This window comes from Rhizobium sp. Leaf384 (assembly GCF_001424065.1).
GTDB lineage: Bacteria > Pseudomonadota > Alphaproteobacteria > Rhizobiales > Rhizobiaceae > Ferranicluibacter.
In genome coordinates this window covers 766021-779695 of the sequence record NZ_LMQE01000001.1, presented here as the reverse complement: position 1 = coordinate 779695, position 13675 = coordinate 766021, and the positions used below count along the sequence as shown (strand labels likewise).

The following is a 13675-nucleotide window of genomic DNA, read 5'->3' as shown; positions in this document are numbered from 1 at the left end:
CCCCGCACGGACACGCCGCCCACGCGTGCGCCCTCACGCATGCGCCGCGCGCGACGAGGGTTGCCGGCCGCCCGTCAGAACGTCGTGATGACGCTGATGCCGAGGTCGGTTGCGGTGTCCATCGTGGCGAGCGCGGGCACGGCTTCCTCCAGCGATAGATGCCGGCCGATCAGCTTTTGCGGGGCAAGCTTGGCCGACGCGACCAGCGCCAGCATGGCCTCGTAACGCCAGGCCTGCATGCCGTGGCTGCCATAGATCTCCAGCTCCTGGCCGATCACCTGCGCCATGGGGATCTGCGGCGTCGCGTGGTCGCCAAGCATCAACCCCACCTGCACGTGGCGGCCGCGCCGGCGCAGGTTGCGGATGGAGTTGAAGCAGGTGACCGGCGATCCCAGGGCGTCGATCGACAGATGCGCGCCGCCGCCGGTGATCGCGCGCACGGCTTCGGCAACATCGCCCGTCTGCGTGGCGTTGATGGTCTGCACCGCGCCGATCTCGCGGGCGAAGGACAGCTTGGTGTCGGCAATGTCGATGGCGATCACGTTCGCGCCCATGGCCGAGGCGATCATGACGGCGGACAGGCCGACGCCGCCGGCACCGTGCACGGCCACCCATTCGCCGCCCCGCACCCGGCCCTGGTCGACGATCGCCCGGAAAGCGGTGGCAAACCGGCATCCGAGGCTCGCCGCCGTGGCCGCATCGATGTCGTCGGGCAGAAGCACGAGGTTCTCGTCGGCAAAGTCGATCGCGACATATTCGGCAAACGAGCCCCAATGGGTAAAGCCCGGCTGGAACTGGTCGGGGCAGACCTGCTGGTTGCCGGAGCGACATTCCGGGCAACGACCGCAGCCCGACACGAACGGCACCGTCACCCGGTCCCCCACCTTGTAGCGCAGGACGCCGCGGCCGCGCGCCACGACGGTGCCGGCAAGTTCGTGGCCGGGCACATGCGGGAGGCGGATGTCGGGGTCATGGCCCATCCAGCCGTGCCAGTCGCTCCGGCAGAGCCCTGTCGCCTCGACCTTGACGACGACGCCGCCCTCCGTGGGCTCGGGGTCCGGCACGTCGCGGATCTCCGGCGTCTTGCCGAACGTGTCGAAATACATGGCGCGCATGGCCGTCTCCGCGGGCTGGGGTGCTTGAAGGGTTTGGGGGTGCTGGAGGGCCTTCAAGGGATTGGGGTCAAAAAGCGTCGCCTCTGCCTAACCCAAACGCGGCGCGGGGGCAAAGCCCGGAGATCGGGTCGATCAGAAGTTTTGATCGATTCATTCACCTCTGTTCTCCGATTCCGGGCTATGCGAAAAGACAGGGCAGGGATGGGACGGTGTGCGATCACCGCCGCCCGACATCGATCCGGGGGCGAGACCCCCGGCAACGCCTTTCGAGACCGAACGCAAGACCGACACTCAGGAGACCATCATGGCCGTCGATACGTCACCGCGCAGCACCACCTGGACCTTCGTCGACGGCGAATGGGTGGCGGGCAATCCGCCGCTGATCGGGCCGACCTCCCATGCCATGTGGCTCGGCTCCACCGTGTTCGACGGTTCGCGCTGGTTCGACGGCATCGCCCCGGATCTCGACCTGCACTGCCAGCGGGTCAACCGGTCGGCTTTGGCGCTCGGCCTTGATCCGGTCGTCGCCGCCGAGGATATCGAAGGGCTCGCCTGGGAAGGCGTCAAGCGGTTCGACGGGAAGACCGCAATCTACATCAAGCCGATGTACTGGGCCGAACACGGCATGCCGGGCTCGGTGGTGGCCGCCGATCCGGCCTCCACGCGCTTTGCGCTCTGCCTGTTCGAAGCGCCGATGAACACGGCGCAGCCGTCCTCGCTGACCGTCTCGCCCTTCCGCCGTCCGAGCCCGGAGGTCGCGGTGACCACGGCCAAGACCGGCAGCCTCTATCCCAATTCCGGCCGCATGATTCTCGAGGCCCGCGCCCGCGGCTTCGACAATGCGCTGGCCAAGGACATGAACGGCAACGTGGCGGAAACCGCCTCGTCCAACATCTTCATGGTCAAGGACGGCGTCGTCTTCACTCCGCTTGCCAACGGCACCTTCCTCGCCGGGATCACCCGCTCCCGCGTGCTCACCCTGCTGCGCCGCGCAGGGCTCGACGTGCGCGAAACCACGCTCACGGTCGAGGACTTCCTGTCGGCCGACGAGATCTTCACCTCCGGCAATTATTCCAAGATCGTCCCGGTCATCCGCCTCGACGACCACCATGTCCAGGAAGGCCCGGTCGGCAAGAAGGCGCTCGAGGTCTACATGGACTGGGCGCACGGCAACGGCTCGGATTTCTGAGCGGTCGGGAGAGCGGGGCGGCCGTTCCGGGCCCGCCGCTCCCCCGCGTGACCGGGGAGACGTGACCGGGGAGACGGTCGCGGCAGCGGCATGAGGTGCCGCCGGCCCGAAAGCACAGTGCCTAACGGGCCGATGCCGCCGCCTTGGTCCCGCCCGTCTTCTCGCCTGTCGCCTCGCTTGTCGTCCCGCTCGTCGTTATGTCCGTCGTCAGGGCAAAGTCCCGCATCTCCTTGACGCTGAGATAGGCCAGCCGGTCCGGGGGCGTGTCCATGGCGCGCTGCCAGAGGCCGGGCTTGATGCCCATGGCGTCGAGATGGCGGGTCACGGTGGCGGTGGTGCGCTGGGCTTCGGACATCGCCATTTCCGGCGAAAGTTTCTCGCGCGAGCCGTTGAACACCTGGTGCACGCCGACGACCGCGCCCTCGGCCACCGTCCGCTCCGCGCCGCCGGAAAGCACGAGAGGGCAGGAGGAGGCGCAGAGCGCACCCTTGTCGACCCGCGTGGACAGCTGCCGGTCACGAACGAGCTTCGACATGGCGAGCGCGTCGCTGACCGAACCGCCGGGCGAATCGAGGCTCACCACCTTCACATATTCGCCGCGGGCCTCGATCTCCGCGGCGAACCGCACGGCCGCTCCGGGATCGATCGCCCCCTTGGCAAGCAGGATGCCGCCCGGCTGCAGCTCGAAGCGGATCGCCTGCTTCAGCACTTCCGGATCGGTCGTCACCTCGCCGGGCGCGTCCTCCGGCTCGCCGGTGGTGAGTGCGGGCGGCAGCACCGGCTCGCTGGACGGGCTCGCCGGATCATAGGCCGGCACGAGAGCGGCCTCCTGGCTGATGGTCCGCCAGTCGATCAGCACGAAGACCAGCGCGGCGGCCAGCAGCCCGTAGAAGAAAGCCCGCATCATCTGCCCGTCGTCCAGCCGCGCAAGACGGTGGAGCACCGTCCGCGCCGTCTCCGCAAAGCCCGTGCCGGTCGTCGTCGGCCGTTCCGCCAGCACGCGCGCCCGCTCCGGTCGTGACCCCGCCGGTCGTGCCCCTGCCGGTCGTGCACGCTCCGAACGTGCCCCCTCCGAACGTGCCCGATGCCCGTCGCCGGCGGCTCCGCCGTCGTCCGCCGTCAGGCTCATGCGGGTGTTCCGGAGCGTGGCGCCCGCGGCGGACCCTTTGCGGCGATGTCGAGGCTCGTGATGTTGGTCGGCTCGGGGGTGTCTGCCGTGGCGGGCGCAGCGGCGTCCAGGACCGTATTCTCGTCCCGGGCCTTGCGCTCGTCCCGGGCCGCGTGCTCGTCTCTGGCACGGCGCTCCTCCTGGGCGCGGCTTTCCGGCACCGGTCCGTCGCCCCGCGCGATCGCCTCGATATCCACACCGCTGCGGGTCAGCGCCCGTTGCACCTCGATCGCCTCGAGCAGTTCGGCCGCGGTGATGCGCTGCGCGAAGGGCATGGTTTGTTCCTGCCGGCGCAGCGCCGCATGCACGATCGACAGCATGAAGACGAGCACGGCCGGGAGGAGGTCGATCGAAATGGCGCCGGCCCAGCTCGGAATGAAGTCCGAGGCGTAGCGCAGCACGGCTTCGGCCGAGGATAGGGGCACGAAGCGCCGGTCGGCGACGGGTTCGCGCGCGAGGATCTCGTCCGCGGCCGTCGACAGGACCCGGGATTGCGCGGCGACCGAGGAGCGGATCGTTTCCATCACCCGGTCCTGCCGGTTGGCAAGGTCCGGTGCATCGCCATCGGCGATCGGCGCGATGAAGCCGAGCGAGAGATCCTCCGCCGCGCGCTTGACCGAGGGGGCGATGGACGTCTGCTGCAGCGAGGTGATGACGCCCGACAGCGCTACGACTTCGGCCGAGAACTGGTCGGCGCGCGGGTCGATCGCGCCGGGGGCCGAGACCAGGGTGCGCATGGTCTCGAGATGTTTGCGGCCATCGTCGAACAGGGTGGTGACCCGTTCGCGCGAGGCGGTGATGCCGTTTTCGAGCTCGGTCAGCTGGGCGGCCATCTGCGACAGCAGCTGCACGACGCTGCCCGCGCCCGTGGTTCCCGTCAGGGCGCCGGTTTCGCGCTCCTGGTCGGCCAGCCGCTGGAAGCGTTCCTGCGTCCGCTGGATGTCGGGCAGCAGGCTCTGGGCGGCCAGCGCATTCTGGTGCGCCTTGTCGAGATCGGCCGTGTAGTCTTCCAGCGTCTCGGCCAGATGCTGCTCGAGGGCGGCCGATCCGGCAAGGGCAGCCGCGTTGAGCCAGCTCGACATGGCGATGATCATGGCGCAGCCGAGCGCCATCACGCCGATCATGGCGCCCCGCCCGGCGGTGCCGGTGACATGCGGATAGAACCGCGCCATGTAGCTCCAGAACGCATAGATCGCGACGGAGACGGCGCTGGAATAGATCAGGGCGGCAAAGAACACGGAGGTGGCCGACCCGTCGAGGATCGAGCGAACGCCGAGATAGGTGTAGACGCCGGAGGCGAGCGACAGCACGGCAAGCGCGAAACGCGTCATGGTCTCGACGGCCTCGATGCCGTCCTGCAGTCGATGCGAAGCGCCTAGCGCCATGGAAAATTCCCTTGGTTTCGAAAGTCTTAACAGAGGCTTAAGAAACTGGCGAAATGAAGGCCGCACCCCGTGCGCGACCGGGTTCGGGGGCTTCGCCCCGCGCAAGGACGCTGCGATGACGCTGTCGTGATCCGGCGTGTCCGGAAAACCATTTCACGCGGTGCGGTGAATTTAGGAGCGCCGCCGGTTGCCTCCGGCAAGCGCGGTGCCTATGTTCCCCGGACGATTTCGCGAATGAATTCCGATGCCAAGAGGAGAACCGCCATGGCCTTCGAACTTCCCCCGCTTCCCTATGATTACGATGCGCTGGCCCCCTACATGTCGCGCGAGACGCTCGAATATCATCACGACAAGCACCATCAGGCCTATGTGACGGCCGGCAACAAGCTGGCGGAAGAGGCCGGGCTGGCCGATCTCTCGCTCGAAGAGATCGTCAAGAAGTCCTACGGCACCAACCAGCCACTCTTCAACAATGCCGGTCAGCACTACAACCATCTGCATTTCTGGAAGTGGATGAAGAAGGGCGGCGGCGGCACGTCGCTGCCGGGCAAGCTCGACGCGGCCATCAAGTCCGATCTCGGCGGCTACGACAAGTTCAAGGCCGACTTCATCGCGGCCGGCGTCGGCCAGTTCGGCTCGGGCTGGGCCTGGCTCGCCGTCAAGGACGGCAAGCTGCAGATCGCCAAGACCCCGAACGGCGAAAACCCGCTCGTCCACGGTGCAACGCCGGTGCTCGGCGTCGATGTCTGGGAACACTCCTACTACATTGACTACCGCAACGCCCGCCCGAAGTACCTCGAGGCCTTCATCGACAACCTGATCAACTGGGACTACGTCCTGGAGCTTTACGAAAAGGCAGCCTGATCAGGCTCTGAACGACGAACAGCGGGGCCTTCGGGTCCCGCTTTTTTATGCGGCGTGTTTGATCCGCTGGCGCGCCCGGTTGTCGCGCCGTCACGAGGCGACAGGCGGCGGGCTCCAGCCGGTGATCCAGCTCTCCCGCATCCGGTCACCCGCACCGGCGAAGGACGCAGTCGTCGGTTCGCAGTGCTCCACACGGTCGGTCCGGAAATGCCGCAGCGCGTGCCGCAGCTCGCACCACGCGATCATCACCGTCGTTTCCGGATAATAGACGACGGCGAGCGGGCAGACGGTCCGCTCCGTCGCCTCGCCCTGTTCGTCGCGGTAATCGAGAACCAGTTTGCGCTCGTCGCGTATGGCGCGGCGGACGAGCGCGAGGTCGATCCCCTCCGGTGGATCGGGAATGGCACCCCAGGCATGGAGCGCGCGGCTGGCGAACGCGCGGCCGAGGGGAGCGGGCACCGCACCGGCGATCTTGTCGCCGACCCGGCGGGCGGCGCCGCGCAGCTCCGGATCGCCGGAGCGTTCCAGCAGCGCGAGGGCGACCACCAGCGCTTCCATCTCTTCGATCGAGAACATCAGGGGCGGCAGGTCGAAGCCGGGCCGCAGAATGTAGCCGAGGCCGCGCGCACCCTCGATCGGCACGCGCATCGCCTGCAAGGCCGCGATATCGCGATAGACCGAGCGGACCGTCACCTCCAGCCTTTCGGCCATCCCCGCCGCCGTCAACGGCCGTCGGGCAAGCCGCAGCATCTGGATGATTTCGAAAAGCCGCGATGCCTTGCGCATGTTCCCTCACGCCGCTGAACCCAACTGACACCACCCTGTCAGGAGCCTGGATTTATAGCACGAACGCGATGACGGGATACCGGCGGCCTCCGTGGCCGCTGCCCTGATCCCGTCGCGTCCCGGAAGGCAACAAGGATCCCGCATGACCTACGCCGAAAATCTCTGGCTCTTCTTCACCCTGCTGTTCGGCATCATCATCGTGCCCGGCATGGACATGGCGCTCGTCCTGTCCAGCGCGCTTTCCGGCGGCCGGAGAGCGGGCATCCTTGCGACGGCCGGCGTCATGGCGGGCGGCGTGGTCCACACGATCTATGCCGTGATCGGCATCAGCGCGCTCGTCCGTTACGTGCCGCACCTGTTCGACGTGCTGCTGCTGGCCGGCGCGGCCTATATCGCGTGGATCGGCCTCTCGCTCGTGCGCAGCAGCGTCCGTCTCGCGCCGATCGCGCCGGGCGGGGAAACGCTCTCGCCCGCCGCCCGTGCGCCATCGGGCTGGAGCTTCTTCCGGCGCGGCGCCATCACCTGCCTCCTCAATCCGAAAGCCTATCTCTTCATGCTGGCCGTATTCCCGCAGTTCCTGAAGCCGCATTACGGGCAGATCGGCGTGCAGGCGGCGATCCTGTCGATGATCACGGCGACGACGCAGCTCGGCGTCTACGGCACCCTTGCCTTCACCGCCGGTCGAAGCCGGACGCTGCTTTCGGGGCACCCCCGGGTAACGGCGCTGATCGGTCGCGGGGTCGGCGGGCTGCTGATTGCGGTCGCGGCGCTGACCGTCTGGACCGCCGGGTGGGGAGGGGCATGACGGAACTTGGGCTATCAGGCTGGGACTTCAGGGCGTTGGCTCCAGCGCGTGGCGGAAAGACTTCCGCGCGTGTTGTTCGTAAGTCTGAAGTTTCACTGGAGACCGGGCCGGCGATCCCTGCCGCGCCGCAATGATGCCGCCTTTTGCCGCATGGTGCGCGTACCATCCTGTTTCGAAAGGACTATCGGCTTGCATCGTCTTCTCCTCGCCTGCGCCCTTTTGGCCGCGACCGCCTCCCATTCCCTGGCCGCCTCCGCGGCAGCGGAGGATGTCGACGTCACCTGCACGATCATGCTCGATGCCGCGACGGGCAAGGTGCTGGTCGAGGAGGGCGACTGCGCCACGCGCACGACGCCGGCCTCCACCTTCAAGATCCCGCTGGCGCTGATCGGCTACGACACGAAATTTCTCAAAGACGAAACGACGCCCGTCCTCGCCTACCAGAAGGGCGATCCGGACTGGGGCGGGGCCAACTGGCTGCGCGATACCAACCCGACCGACTGGCTGCGCTATTCCGTCGTCTGGTATTCCCAGCGCATCACGCGCGATCTCGGCCGCGACACGCTGGAGCGCTATGCGCGTGCCTTCCAATACGGCAATGCCGATCTTTCGGGCGATCCCGGCTTCGACAACGGGCTGGAACGCGCCTGGATCGCCTCTTCGCTGCAGATCTCGCCGCGCGAGCAGGTCGCCTTCCTGCGCGGCCTCGTCAACGGCACGCTGCCGGTCGGGGCCGAGGCGATCGAAAAGACGCGGCGCATCGTGGAACGCCGCGATGCCGGCGACTGGACGCTGCACGGCAAGACGGGTGCCGCCTTTCCCCGCCGCGCGGATCGCAGCTTCGACTATGCCCATGGCTGGGGCTGGTATGTCGGTTGGGCCGAACAGAAGGGGCACGCGGACGGGGCCGTGGTCTTCGCCCGCCTGATCCGGACGCGCGAGCAGACGAAGACCTCGCCCGGCGTGCTGACGCGCGATGCGCTGATCGCGCAATGGCCGGCGCTGTCGCGCACGCTCGGTCGCTGAGGCCTGTTCCCCCACACGTCGTCGGTCAAAGCCCGTCGGCCAAACCCGTCGGCCGAAGCCGGTTGTCCAAAGCCTGTCGACCAACTGTTTTGCGTCTCGCCTTTCGCAAAGATTTTACTTTCAACGCGCCGAGAAGATGCCAAGATGCCTGCGACGAAATGGCCGCGCGTCCCGGAGGAGTCGGTCGTCTCGCTCGGCCATGTATGACGGCGAGGCGCCTGCAAACGCACCTCGATAGCAGAGAGGAATTCCATGAAACTGAGACCCCTGTTTCTCGCGGCCGCCCTGACGGGGCTTGCTGCCGGTGCCGTGACGGCCGCCGAGCCGCAAGAGGTGCGCGAAGGCCTGATGAAGAAGATCGGCGGCTCGATGGGCGCGCTTTCGGCCATGGCCAAGGGACAGAAGCCCTTCGATGCCGATCTGGTGAAGGCATCGCTGACGACGATCTCGACCAGCATCAAGGCCTTCCCGGACCAGTTCCCGGCGGGATCGGAAGCCAATTCCGAAGCGAGCCCGAAGATCTGGGAAAACAAGGCAGACTTCGACGCCAAGGCCGCAAGCCTGGCGGCCGATGCCGACATGGTTCTGGCGCAGCTGCCCGCCGATCCCGCCGCCCTCGGCCTGGCGATCGGCAAGCTCGGCCCGCATTGCGGCGACTGTCATCAGGTCTACCGCCTCAAGAAGTAGGCGGCAAACCGGCCAGGGGCCCCCTGCGCCCGCGCAAGGGGCCTGCCTCGCGAGACGCCTCGGGATCCCGCAAGGGATCCCGTCCTATCAGAAGGAATGGCGACCCCGCAGGGGATTCCGTCCTGTCAACGGGAATGGCGATCCCGCGAGGATCCTGTCCTGAGGCGACGCGTCGGCGCCGGCTGTGACCATTCGGCCGGCCGTCAGCGTCGTCTGCGCATCTGCCCGGCAGCGTCGGCCGCCCGGCCGCGACACCGCCCGCCATCCGCCCATCGTCATTCGAGCTCAACGGCACCGCGTTCCCGGACCCCGGCGCCCGACCACAAGGATCTGCCGCATGGCCCGTCGCGCGCGCACATTTGTCTCGACCGTGCTGTTCCTCGGCATCGTGGTTGCGGGGGGCACCTGGTTCGTCACCAAGCCCGAACCCTGGCCGGCCGCGCATTGGGAGGGCCTCGGCGATCCGGATCTCGGCCATGGCGAGCAGGTGTTCTGGGCTGGCGGCTGCACGAGCTGCCATGCGGCGCCGGGTTCGGAGGGCGATGCCAAGCTGGTGCTGACCGGCGGGCTGCCGCTGAAGAGCCCGTTCGGCACCTTCCACGTGCCCAACATCTCGCCCGACGACACCGCCGGCATCGGCCGCTGGACGCTCGCCCAGTTCGGCAACGCCATGACGCGCGGCGTCGGACCGGAGGGCGAGCACCTCTATCCCTCGTTTCCCTACGGCTCCTATGCCCGGCTGACGCAGACGGACGTCAACGACCTCTTCGGCTTCATCAAGACCTTGCCGAAGAGCGCGAATGTCGCCCCGCCGCATGAGCTGCCGTTCCCGTTCAACATCCGCGCCTCGCTCGGCGGCTGGAAGCTGCTGTTCTACAGCGACAAGGCGCGCGTGCCGATCGACCAGGCGAATGCAAAGCTGGTGCGCGGCCAGTATCTGGTGGAAGGCCCCGGCCATTGCGGCGAATGCCACACCCCGCGCAATGCGCTGGGCGGCTTCAAGACCGACCTGTGGCTCGCGGGCGCGCCGAACCCGGAGGGCGAGGGCCAGATCCCCGATATCACCCCCGGCTCCAAATCCATCGGCAGCTGGAGCGAGGCCGATATCGCCAACTATCTCGAAACCGGCTTCACGCCGGATTTCGACAGCGTCGGCGGCTCCATGGTCGAGGTCCAGAAGAACATCGCCAAGCTCCCCGCCGCCGACCGCGAAGCCATCGCCGCCTATCTGAAGGCCGTGCCGGCCCGCTGAAGCGCGTCTTGATGCCTGTCGTTTCCCGAAACCGCTGCACGCGTGTCGGGCGACAGGCATGAGGCGCGGTTGACAAGAAGGGGGCCGCAGAGGGTTTGGGATGGGGGTGTCTCCACCATCCGGATTTTTCGAAACGGCCGCGCGACGGATCGCCTGACGCCGGCGTCGGGAGAAAGCCCTGCTGTTTTTCGACCACCTCGCACAGGCTGGTGCGGCAGGGCCGAAAGATCAGCACCAGGCTTATGGTCCGCTTTCGCAGACCGGGCCTCCTTCAGAGACGAGGCGTTTCCGGGCCGGCGATCCAGGGCGGGGCGGCCGTCATGAACGGCAGACCCCTTGGTCGCGCCGGGAACGCGCCGGCGAGATCCAGCTGTGCCATTGGGAGGACGCGCGCACGCCTATCGCAAGGCCTGCACATACCGCATTCCCGTTACCGGACCCGGCGTGAAATCCTCGCTTTCGTAAAAACGGTGCGCCTGGACATTGCCGGTGGCGGCGCTGACCGAGAGATAGGCGCAGCCGGCGCGGCGGGCTTCCTGGCGCGCCTTTGCCACGAGGTGGCGGCCGATGCCGGTGCCGCGATGGGCGTCGCGCACGAAGAGATGGTGCAGGTCCATGCCGCGCACGCCAAGCTGCGCCCGGTAGAGCGGCACGAGAATGGCGTAGCCGATCAGCGTGCCCGCCGCCTCGGCGACCAGCGCCGTGATCCACGGCACCGGCCCGAACAGGTCGCGCGCCAGCGTGTCCGCGTCGAGCGGAGCCGTGTCGCCATGATGCGCAGCAAGCTCGGCGATCATGACGCAGAGCGCGGGGATATCGCCCGCGCGGGCGGACCGGATCGTGACCAGCGGCGCGCGGTCCGGCACGGCGGCAGCCTGCAGGTCGAGGCCGGCCGGCGAGCCGAGCTGTTGCGCGCTTGTCCGGTCTGAGCTTGGCCGGGCCGAGCTTGGCCGGGTCGGGTCAGGCGGATGTGAGACTGGCGGATGTGAGACAGCCGGATGTGAGACAGGCGGGGAAGACAGGGTCGGCATCGTGGTTTCCTGAAGCTGATCCGCCCCAGGCACCCGTCAAAACAAAAGCCGCCTGGCGGCGGCTTGTTGAACGTGATCAGACAGCCGCATCTATGAATGCAGCGTAAAATACCAGCGGGCACGGGTTGCGGTCGTGATCATGGAACTGTCATGGCCCCTTTTGCGGTCCCTGTCAATGTCGGCCTCCCGTCGCTGCAGGCCCGCGCGGCGGCGCGTGCCTCCATGCACATGTCCCACGCATATGCCCAATGCGGCAGGTCAGCGCGTCGGCACCTGCGTCTCTTCCAGAGGCCGGGCGTGCTCGCCGTCGCAGAGCGCATGGTCCGACAGGGCGCGCAGGACATAGCAATCCTCGACGGTATGGCCGGTGCAATGGGAAACGATCCGCTCCAGCTCATGCTCCAGCCGCTGCAGCTGCGTGATCTTCGCCCGAACGGCGGCCAGATGCTCGACGGCGATGGCATCGGCGCGCGCGCACGGCTTTTCCGGGTGATCGCTGAGGTCGATCAGATCGCGCAGCGCCTCGATCGACAGGCCGAGATCGCGCCCGTGGCGGATGAAGGCGAGCCGGTCGAGCGCGCGTTTCTCGTAGCGCCGCTGGTTGCCCTCCGTGCGCTCGGCCGGCGCAATCAGGCCCGCCTGCTCGTAATACCGGATGGTGGGCACCTTCACGCCGGTGCGCCGCGACAGATCGCCGATCGAATACATGGCCCGTGGTCTCCGCGCGGCAGGGAAGGCCGCTGGCCCTGAGATAGGCGCGACCGCCGCCGGTTTAAAGCTCGGCCTTGCCGGGTGGCGTGTCTCACGCCTCGAGCGGCAGCGCCAGCCCGTGCTTGATCGTCTTCAGGGCGATGATGCTCCTGTATTTCCGCACGAGCGCCTGCTGCTCGCTCATCAGGCGTTCGATGAAGGCGTTGTAATCGGCAAGGTCGCGCACGACGACGAGGAGGACATAGTCCATATCCCCTGTGACGTACCAGCACGACTGGATCTCCGGCGCCTGGTCGAGCCATCGCTGGAACTGGTCGAGCGTGTGGCGATGCTCGTTCTGGATCTCCAGCTCCACCAGAATGGACAGCGGCCGGCCGACCGCCTTCGGGTCGATCACGGCGACGATCTTCTGGATGGTCCCGTCCTGCTTCAGCCGGCCGATGCGCCGCTCGACGGCCGAGGTCGAGAGGTTGACCATGTCGGCGAGGCGCTTTGCCGGCAGGTCGGCATTCTCCTGCAGCGCCTGCAGGATCCGTCTGTCCACATCGTCCATGGCGTCACATGTCTCCTCGACGCGGATTATCGGCGTGTCGATCTCCAAGATGAGGGTTTTACCGCATCCGGCTGTCGTATCCTAAGCCCATGACACGAGAACCCGAACTTTCCCACGACAACATCAGCGCGGCGCGACAGCTCATCGACCCCGTCTTTCTGAACAGCCCGCTGCTGTCCTGTCCGACCGCCGGCCTCATGCTGTTTGCCAAGGACGAGACCGACAATCCGATCCGCAGCTTCAAGGGCCGCGGCACGGGCTATTATCTTGCGCACGGCACGCCCGAGACGGGCGCCGCCGGCAGAGACCCTCTGGTCACGGCGTCCGCCGGCAATTTCGGGCAGGGCCTTGCCTATAACGCCGCGCGGCACGGGCGATCCCTCGTCGTCTTTGCCAGCGTCAACGCCAATCCGCTGAAGATTGCGGCCATGCGCCGGCTGGGCGCAGAGGTCCATCTCGCCGGAGAGGATTTCGATGCGGCAAAGGACGCCGCACGACACCATGCCCGCGCCCGCGATCTCGCCTTCGTGGAGGACGGTGCACATGCGGCGATTGCGGAAGGTGCGGGGACGATCGCAGCCGAGCTGAGCGAGGCCGTCGATGCGCTCGACGTCGTCTACATCCCCCTCGGCAACGGCGCTCTTGCGGCCGGCATCGGGTGCTGGTTCAAGGCGCGGGCACCGCAAACCCGCGTGGTCGCGGTCGCAGCCACCGGCGCGCCCTGCATGGCGCTGTCCTATCGGGCGGGCCGGGCGATCGCAACGCCGGACGGCAACACGATCGCCGACGGGATTGCGGTCCGCATCCCCGTGCCCTCCGCCGTCGATTGGCTGCGCGACACGGTCGACGAGGTCGTGCTCGTCGACGACGACGTGATCGTGCAGGCGATGCGGTTTGCCGAGCGAACCTGGGGTCGCCGTGTCGAACCGGCGGGGGCGGCTGGCCTCGCGGCTATTCTCACGCAGGCCGCAAGCCTCAAGGGCCAGCGCGTGGCGACCGCCCTCTGCGGCGGCAACCTCACCGAAGCGCAGATCGCAGGCTGGCTTTCCTGAGCGATCGGCCGGCGCAATGAGGAACAAGACCTGAAAGCGCGTTGCGTGAAT

Annotated in this window: 13 protein-coding genes and 1 pseudogene; 7 read left to right on the top strand and 7 right to left on the bottom strand. The window is 67.5% G+C overall.

Features of this window, described 5'->3' with window-relative positions; all coding sequences use genetic code 11:
* Positions 1-74 precede the first annotated feature (74 nt).
* Complete coding sequence (locus tag ASG25_RS03660) at positions 75-1115, bottom strand: zinc-dependent alcohol dehydrogenase family protein (protein WP_062469362.1); 1041 nt, start codon at positions 1113-1115, stop codon at positions 75-77.
* Positions 1116-1419: 304 nt separating this feature from the next.
* Between ASG25_RS03660 and ASG25_RS03655 the strand changes: the two genes are divergently transcribed.
* Positions 1420-2304 carry a branched-chain amino acid aminotransferase gene (locus ASG25_RS03655; RefSeq protein ID WP_062469359.1) on the top strand — a complete coding sequence of 295 codons (885 nt, stop codon included), beginning with the start codon at positions 1420-1422 and terminating at the stop codon, positions 2302-2304.
* Positions 2305-2425: 121 nt separating this feature from the next.
* Here ASG25_RS03655 and ASG25_RS03650 read toward each other — a convergent pair whose 3' ends face one another.
* Positions 2426-3211, bottom strand: coding sequence for a hypothetical protein (locus tag ASG25_RS03650; protein WP_062472071.1), 786 nt, complete (start codon positions 3209-3211; stop codon positions 2426-2428).
* A 428-nt stretch (positions 3212-3639) separates the two neighbouring features.
* Positions 3640-4857, bottom strand: a pseudogene (locus ASG25_RS03645) (hypothetical protein); the annotation flags it as partial.
* Positions 4858-5121: 264 nt separating this feature from the next.
* Here ASG25_RS03645 and ASG25_RS03640 point away from each other — a divergent pair.
* The gene (locus ASG25_RS03640) at positions 5122-5721 is read left to right on the top strand and encodes a superoxide dismutase (RefSeq protein WP_062469353.1); all 600 of its coding nucleotides are present in this window, start codon (positions 5122-5124) and stop codon (positions 5719-5721) included.
* Positions 5722-5811: 90 nt separating this feature from the next.
* On the opposite strand, the gene ASG25_RS03635 is transcribed toward ASG25_RS03640, so the two are convergent.
* On the bottom strand, positions 5812-6507 hold the full coding sequence (locus ASG25_RS03635; protein ID WP_062469350.1) for a YafY family protein: 696 nt from the start codon (positions 6505-6507) through the stop codon (positions 5812-5814).
* Positions 6508-6649: 142 nt separating this feature from the next.
* Here ASG25_RS03635 and ASG25_RS03630 point away from each other — a divergent pair, with 142 nt between their 5' ends.
* The 4 genes from ASG25_RS03630 (at position 6650) to ASG25_RS03615 (ending at position 10277) form a co-directional block, all read left to right on the top strand.
* The gene (locus tag ASG25_RS03630; RefSeq protein WP_062469347.1) at positions 6650-7312 is read left to right on the top strand and encodes a LysE family translocator; all 663 of its coding nucleotides are present in this window, start codon (positions 6650-6652) and stop codon (positions 7310-7312) included.
* Positions 7313-7501: 189 nt separating this feature from the next.
* Positions 7502-8338, top strand: a complete 837-nt coding sequence (blaOXA, locus tag ASG25_RS03625) for a class D beta-lactamase (RefSeq protein WP_062469344.1) — start codon at positions 7502-7504, stop codon at positions 8336-8338.
* Positions 8339-8590: 252 nt separating this feature from the next.
* The gene (locus ASG25_RS03620; RefSeq protein WP_062469341.1) at positions 8591-9025 is read left to right on the top strand and encodes a cytochrome c; all 435 of its coding nucleotides are present in this window, start codon (positions 8591-8593) and stop codon (positions 9023-9025) included.
* 337 nt (positions 9026-9362) lie between these two features.
* Positions 9363-10277 carry a cytochrome c gene (locus ASG25_RS03615; RefSeq protein WP_062469339.1) on the top strand — a complete coding sequence of 305 codons (915 nt, stop codon included), beginning with the start codon at positions 9363-9365 and terminating at the stop codon, positions 10275-10277.
* A gap of 398 nt (positions 10278-10675) precedes the next feature.
* On the opposite strand, the gene ASG25_RS03610 is transcribed toward ASG25_RS03615, so the two are convergent.
* The 3 genes from ASG25_RS03610 to ASG25_RS03600 form a co-directional block, all read right to left on the bottom strand.
* Positions 10676-11143, bottom strand: coding sequence for a GNAT family N-acetyltransferase (locus ASG25_RS03610; protein WP_347360110.1), 468 nt, complete (start codon positions 11141-11143; stop codon positions 10676-10678).
* A gap of 423 nt (positions 11144-11566) precedes the next feature.
* Complete coding sequence (locus ASG25_RS03605; RefSeq protein WP_062469336.1) at positions 11567-12016, bottom strand: helix-turn-helix domain-containing protein; 450 nt, start codon at positions 12014-12016, stop codon at positions 11567-11569.
* A gap of 94 nt (positions 12017-12110) precedes the next feature.
* Positions 12111-12572, bottom strand: coding sequence for an Lrp/AsnC family transcriptional regulator (locus ASG25_RS03600; RefSeq protein ID WP_062469332.1), 462 nt, complete (start codon positions 12570-12572; stop codon positions 12111-12113).
* Positions 12573-12661: 89 nt separating this feature from the next.
* Between ASG25_RS03600 and ASG25_RS03595 the strand changes: the two genes are divergently transcribed.
* Positions 12662-13624 carry a pyridoxal-phosphate dependent enzyme gene (locus tag ASG25_RS03595; RefSeq protein WP_062469330.1) on the top strand — a complete coding sequence of 321 codons (963 nt, stop codon included), beginning with the start codon at positions 12662-12664 and terminating at the stop codon, positions 13622-13624.
* The last annotated feature ends 51 nt before the right edge of the window (positions 13625-13675 follow it).

What these genes read in the sequence shown, in the direction of transcription:
- ASG25_RS03660 (WP_062469362.1), bottom strand. Translation starts at nt 1,115, where the DNA reads ATGCGCGCCATGTATTTCGACACGTTCGGCAAGACGCCGGAGATCCGC.
- ASG25_RS03620 (WP_062469341.1), top strand. Translation starts at nt 8,591, where the DNA reads ATGAAACTGAGACCCCTGTTTCTCGCGGCCGCCCTGACGGGGCTTGCT.
- ASG25_RS03600 (WP_062469332.1), bottom strand. Translation starts at nt 12,572, where the DNA reads ATGGACGATGTGGACAGACGGATCCTGCAGGCGCTGCAGGAGAATGCC.
- ASG25_RS03630 (WP_062469347.1), top strand. Translation starts at nt 6,650, where the DNA reads ATGACCTACGCCGAAAATCTCTGGCTCTTCTTCACCCTGCTGTTCGGC.
- ASG25_RS03650 (WP_062472071.1), bottom strand. Translation starts at nt 3,211, where the DNA reads ATGATGCGGGCTTTCTTCTACGGGCTGCTGGCCGCCGCGCTGGTCTTC.
- ASG25_RS03655 (WP_062469359.1), top strand. Translation starts at nt 1,420, where the DNA reads ATGGCCGTCGATACGTCACCGCGCAGCACCACCTGGACCTTCGTCGAC.
- ASG25_RS03640 (WP_062469353.1), top strand. Translation starts at nt 5,122, where the DNA reads ATGGCCTTCGAACTTCCCCCGCTTCCCTATGATTACGATGCGCTGGCC.
- ASG25_RS03635 (WP_062469350.1), bottom strand. Translation starts at nt 6,507, where the DNA reads ATGCGCAAGGCATCGCGGCTTTTCGAAATCATCCAGATGCTGCGGCTT.
- ASG25_RS03595 (WP_062469330.1), top strand. Translation starts at nt 12,662, where the DNA reads ATGACACGAGAACCCGAACTTTCCCACGACAACATCAGCGCGGCGCGA.
- ASG25_RS03605 (WP_062469336.1), bottom strand. Translation starts at nt 12,016, where the DNA reads ATGTATTCGATCGGCGATCTGTCGCGGCGCACCGGCGTGAAGGTGCCC.
- ASG25_RS03615 (WP_062469339.1), top strand. Translation starts at nt 9,363, where the DNA reads ATGGCCCGTCGCGCGCGCACATTTGTCTCGACCGTGCTGTTCCTCGGC.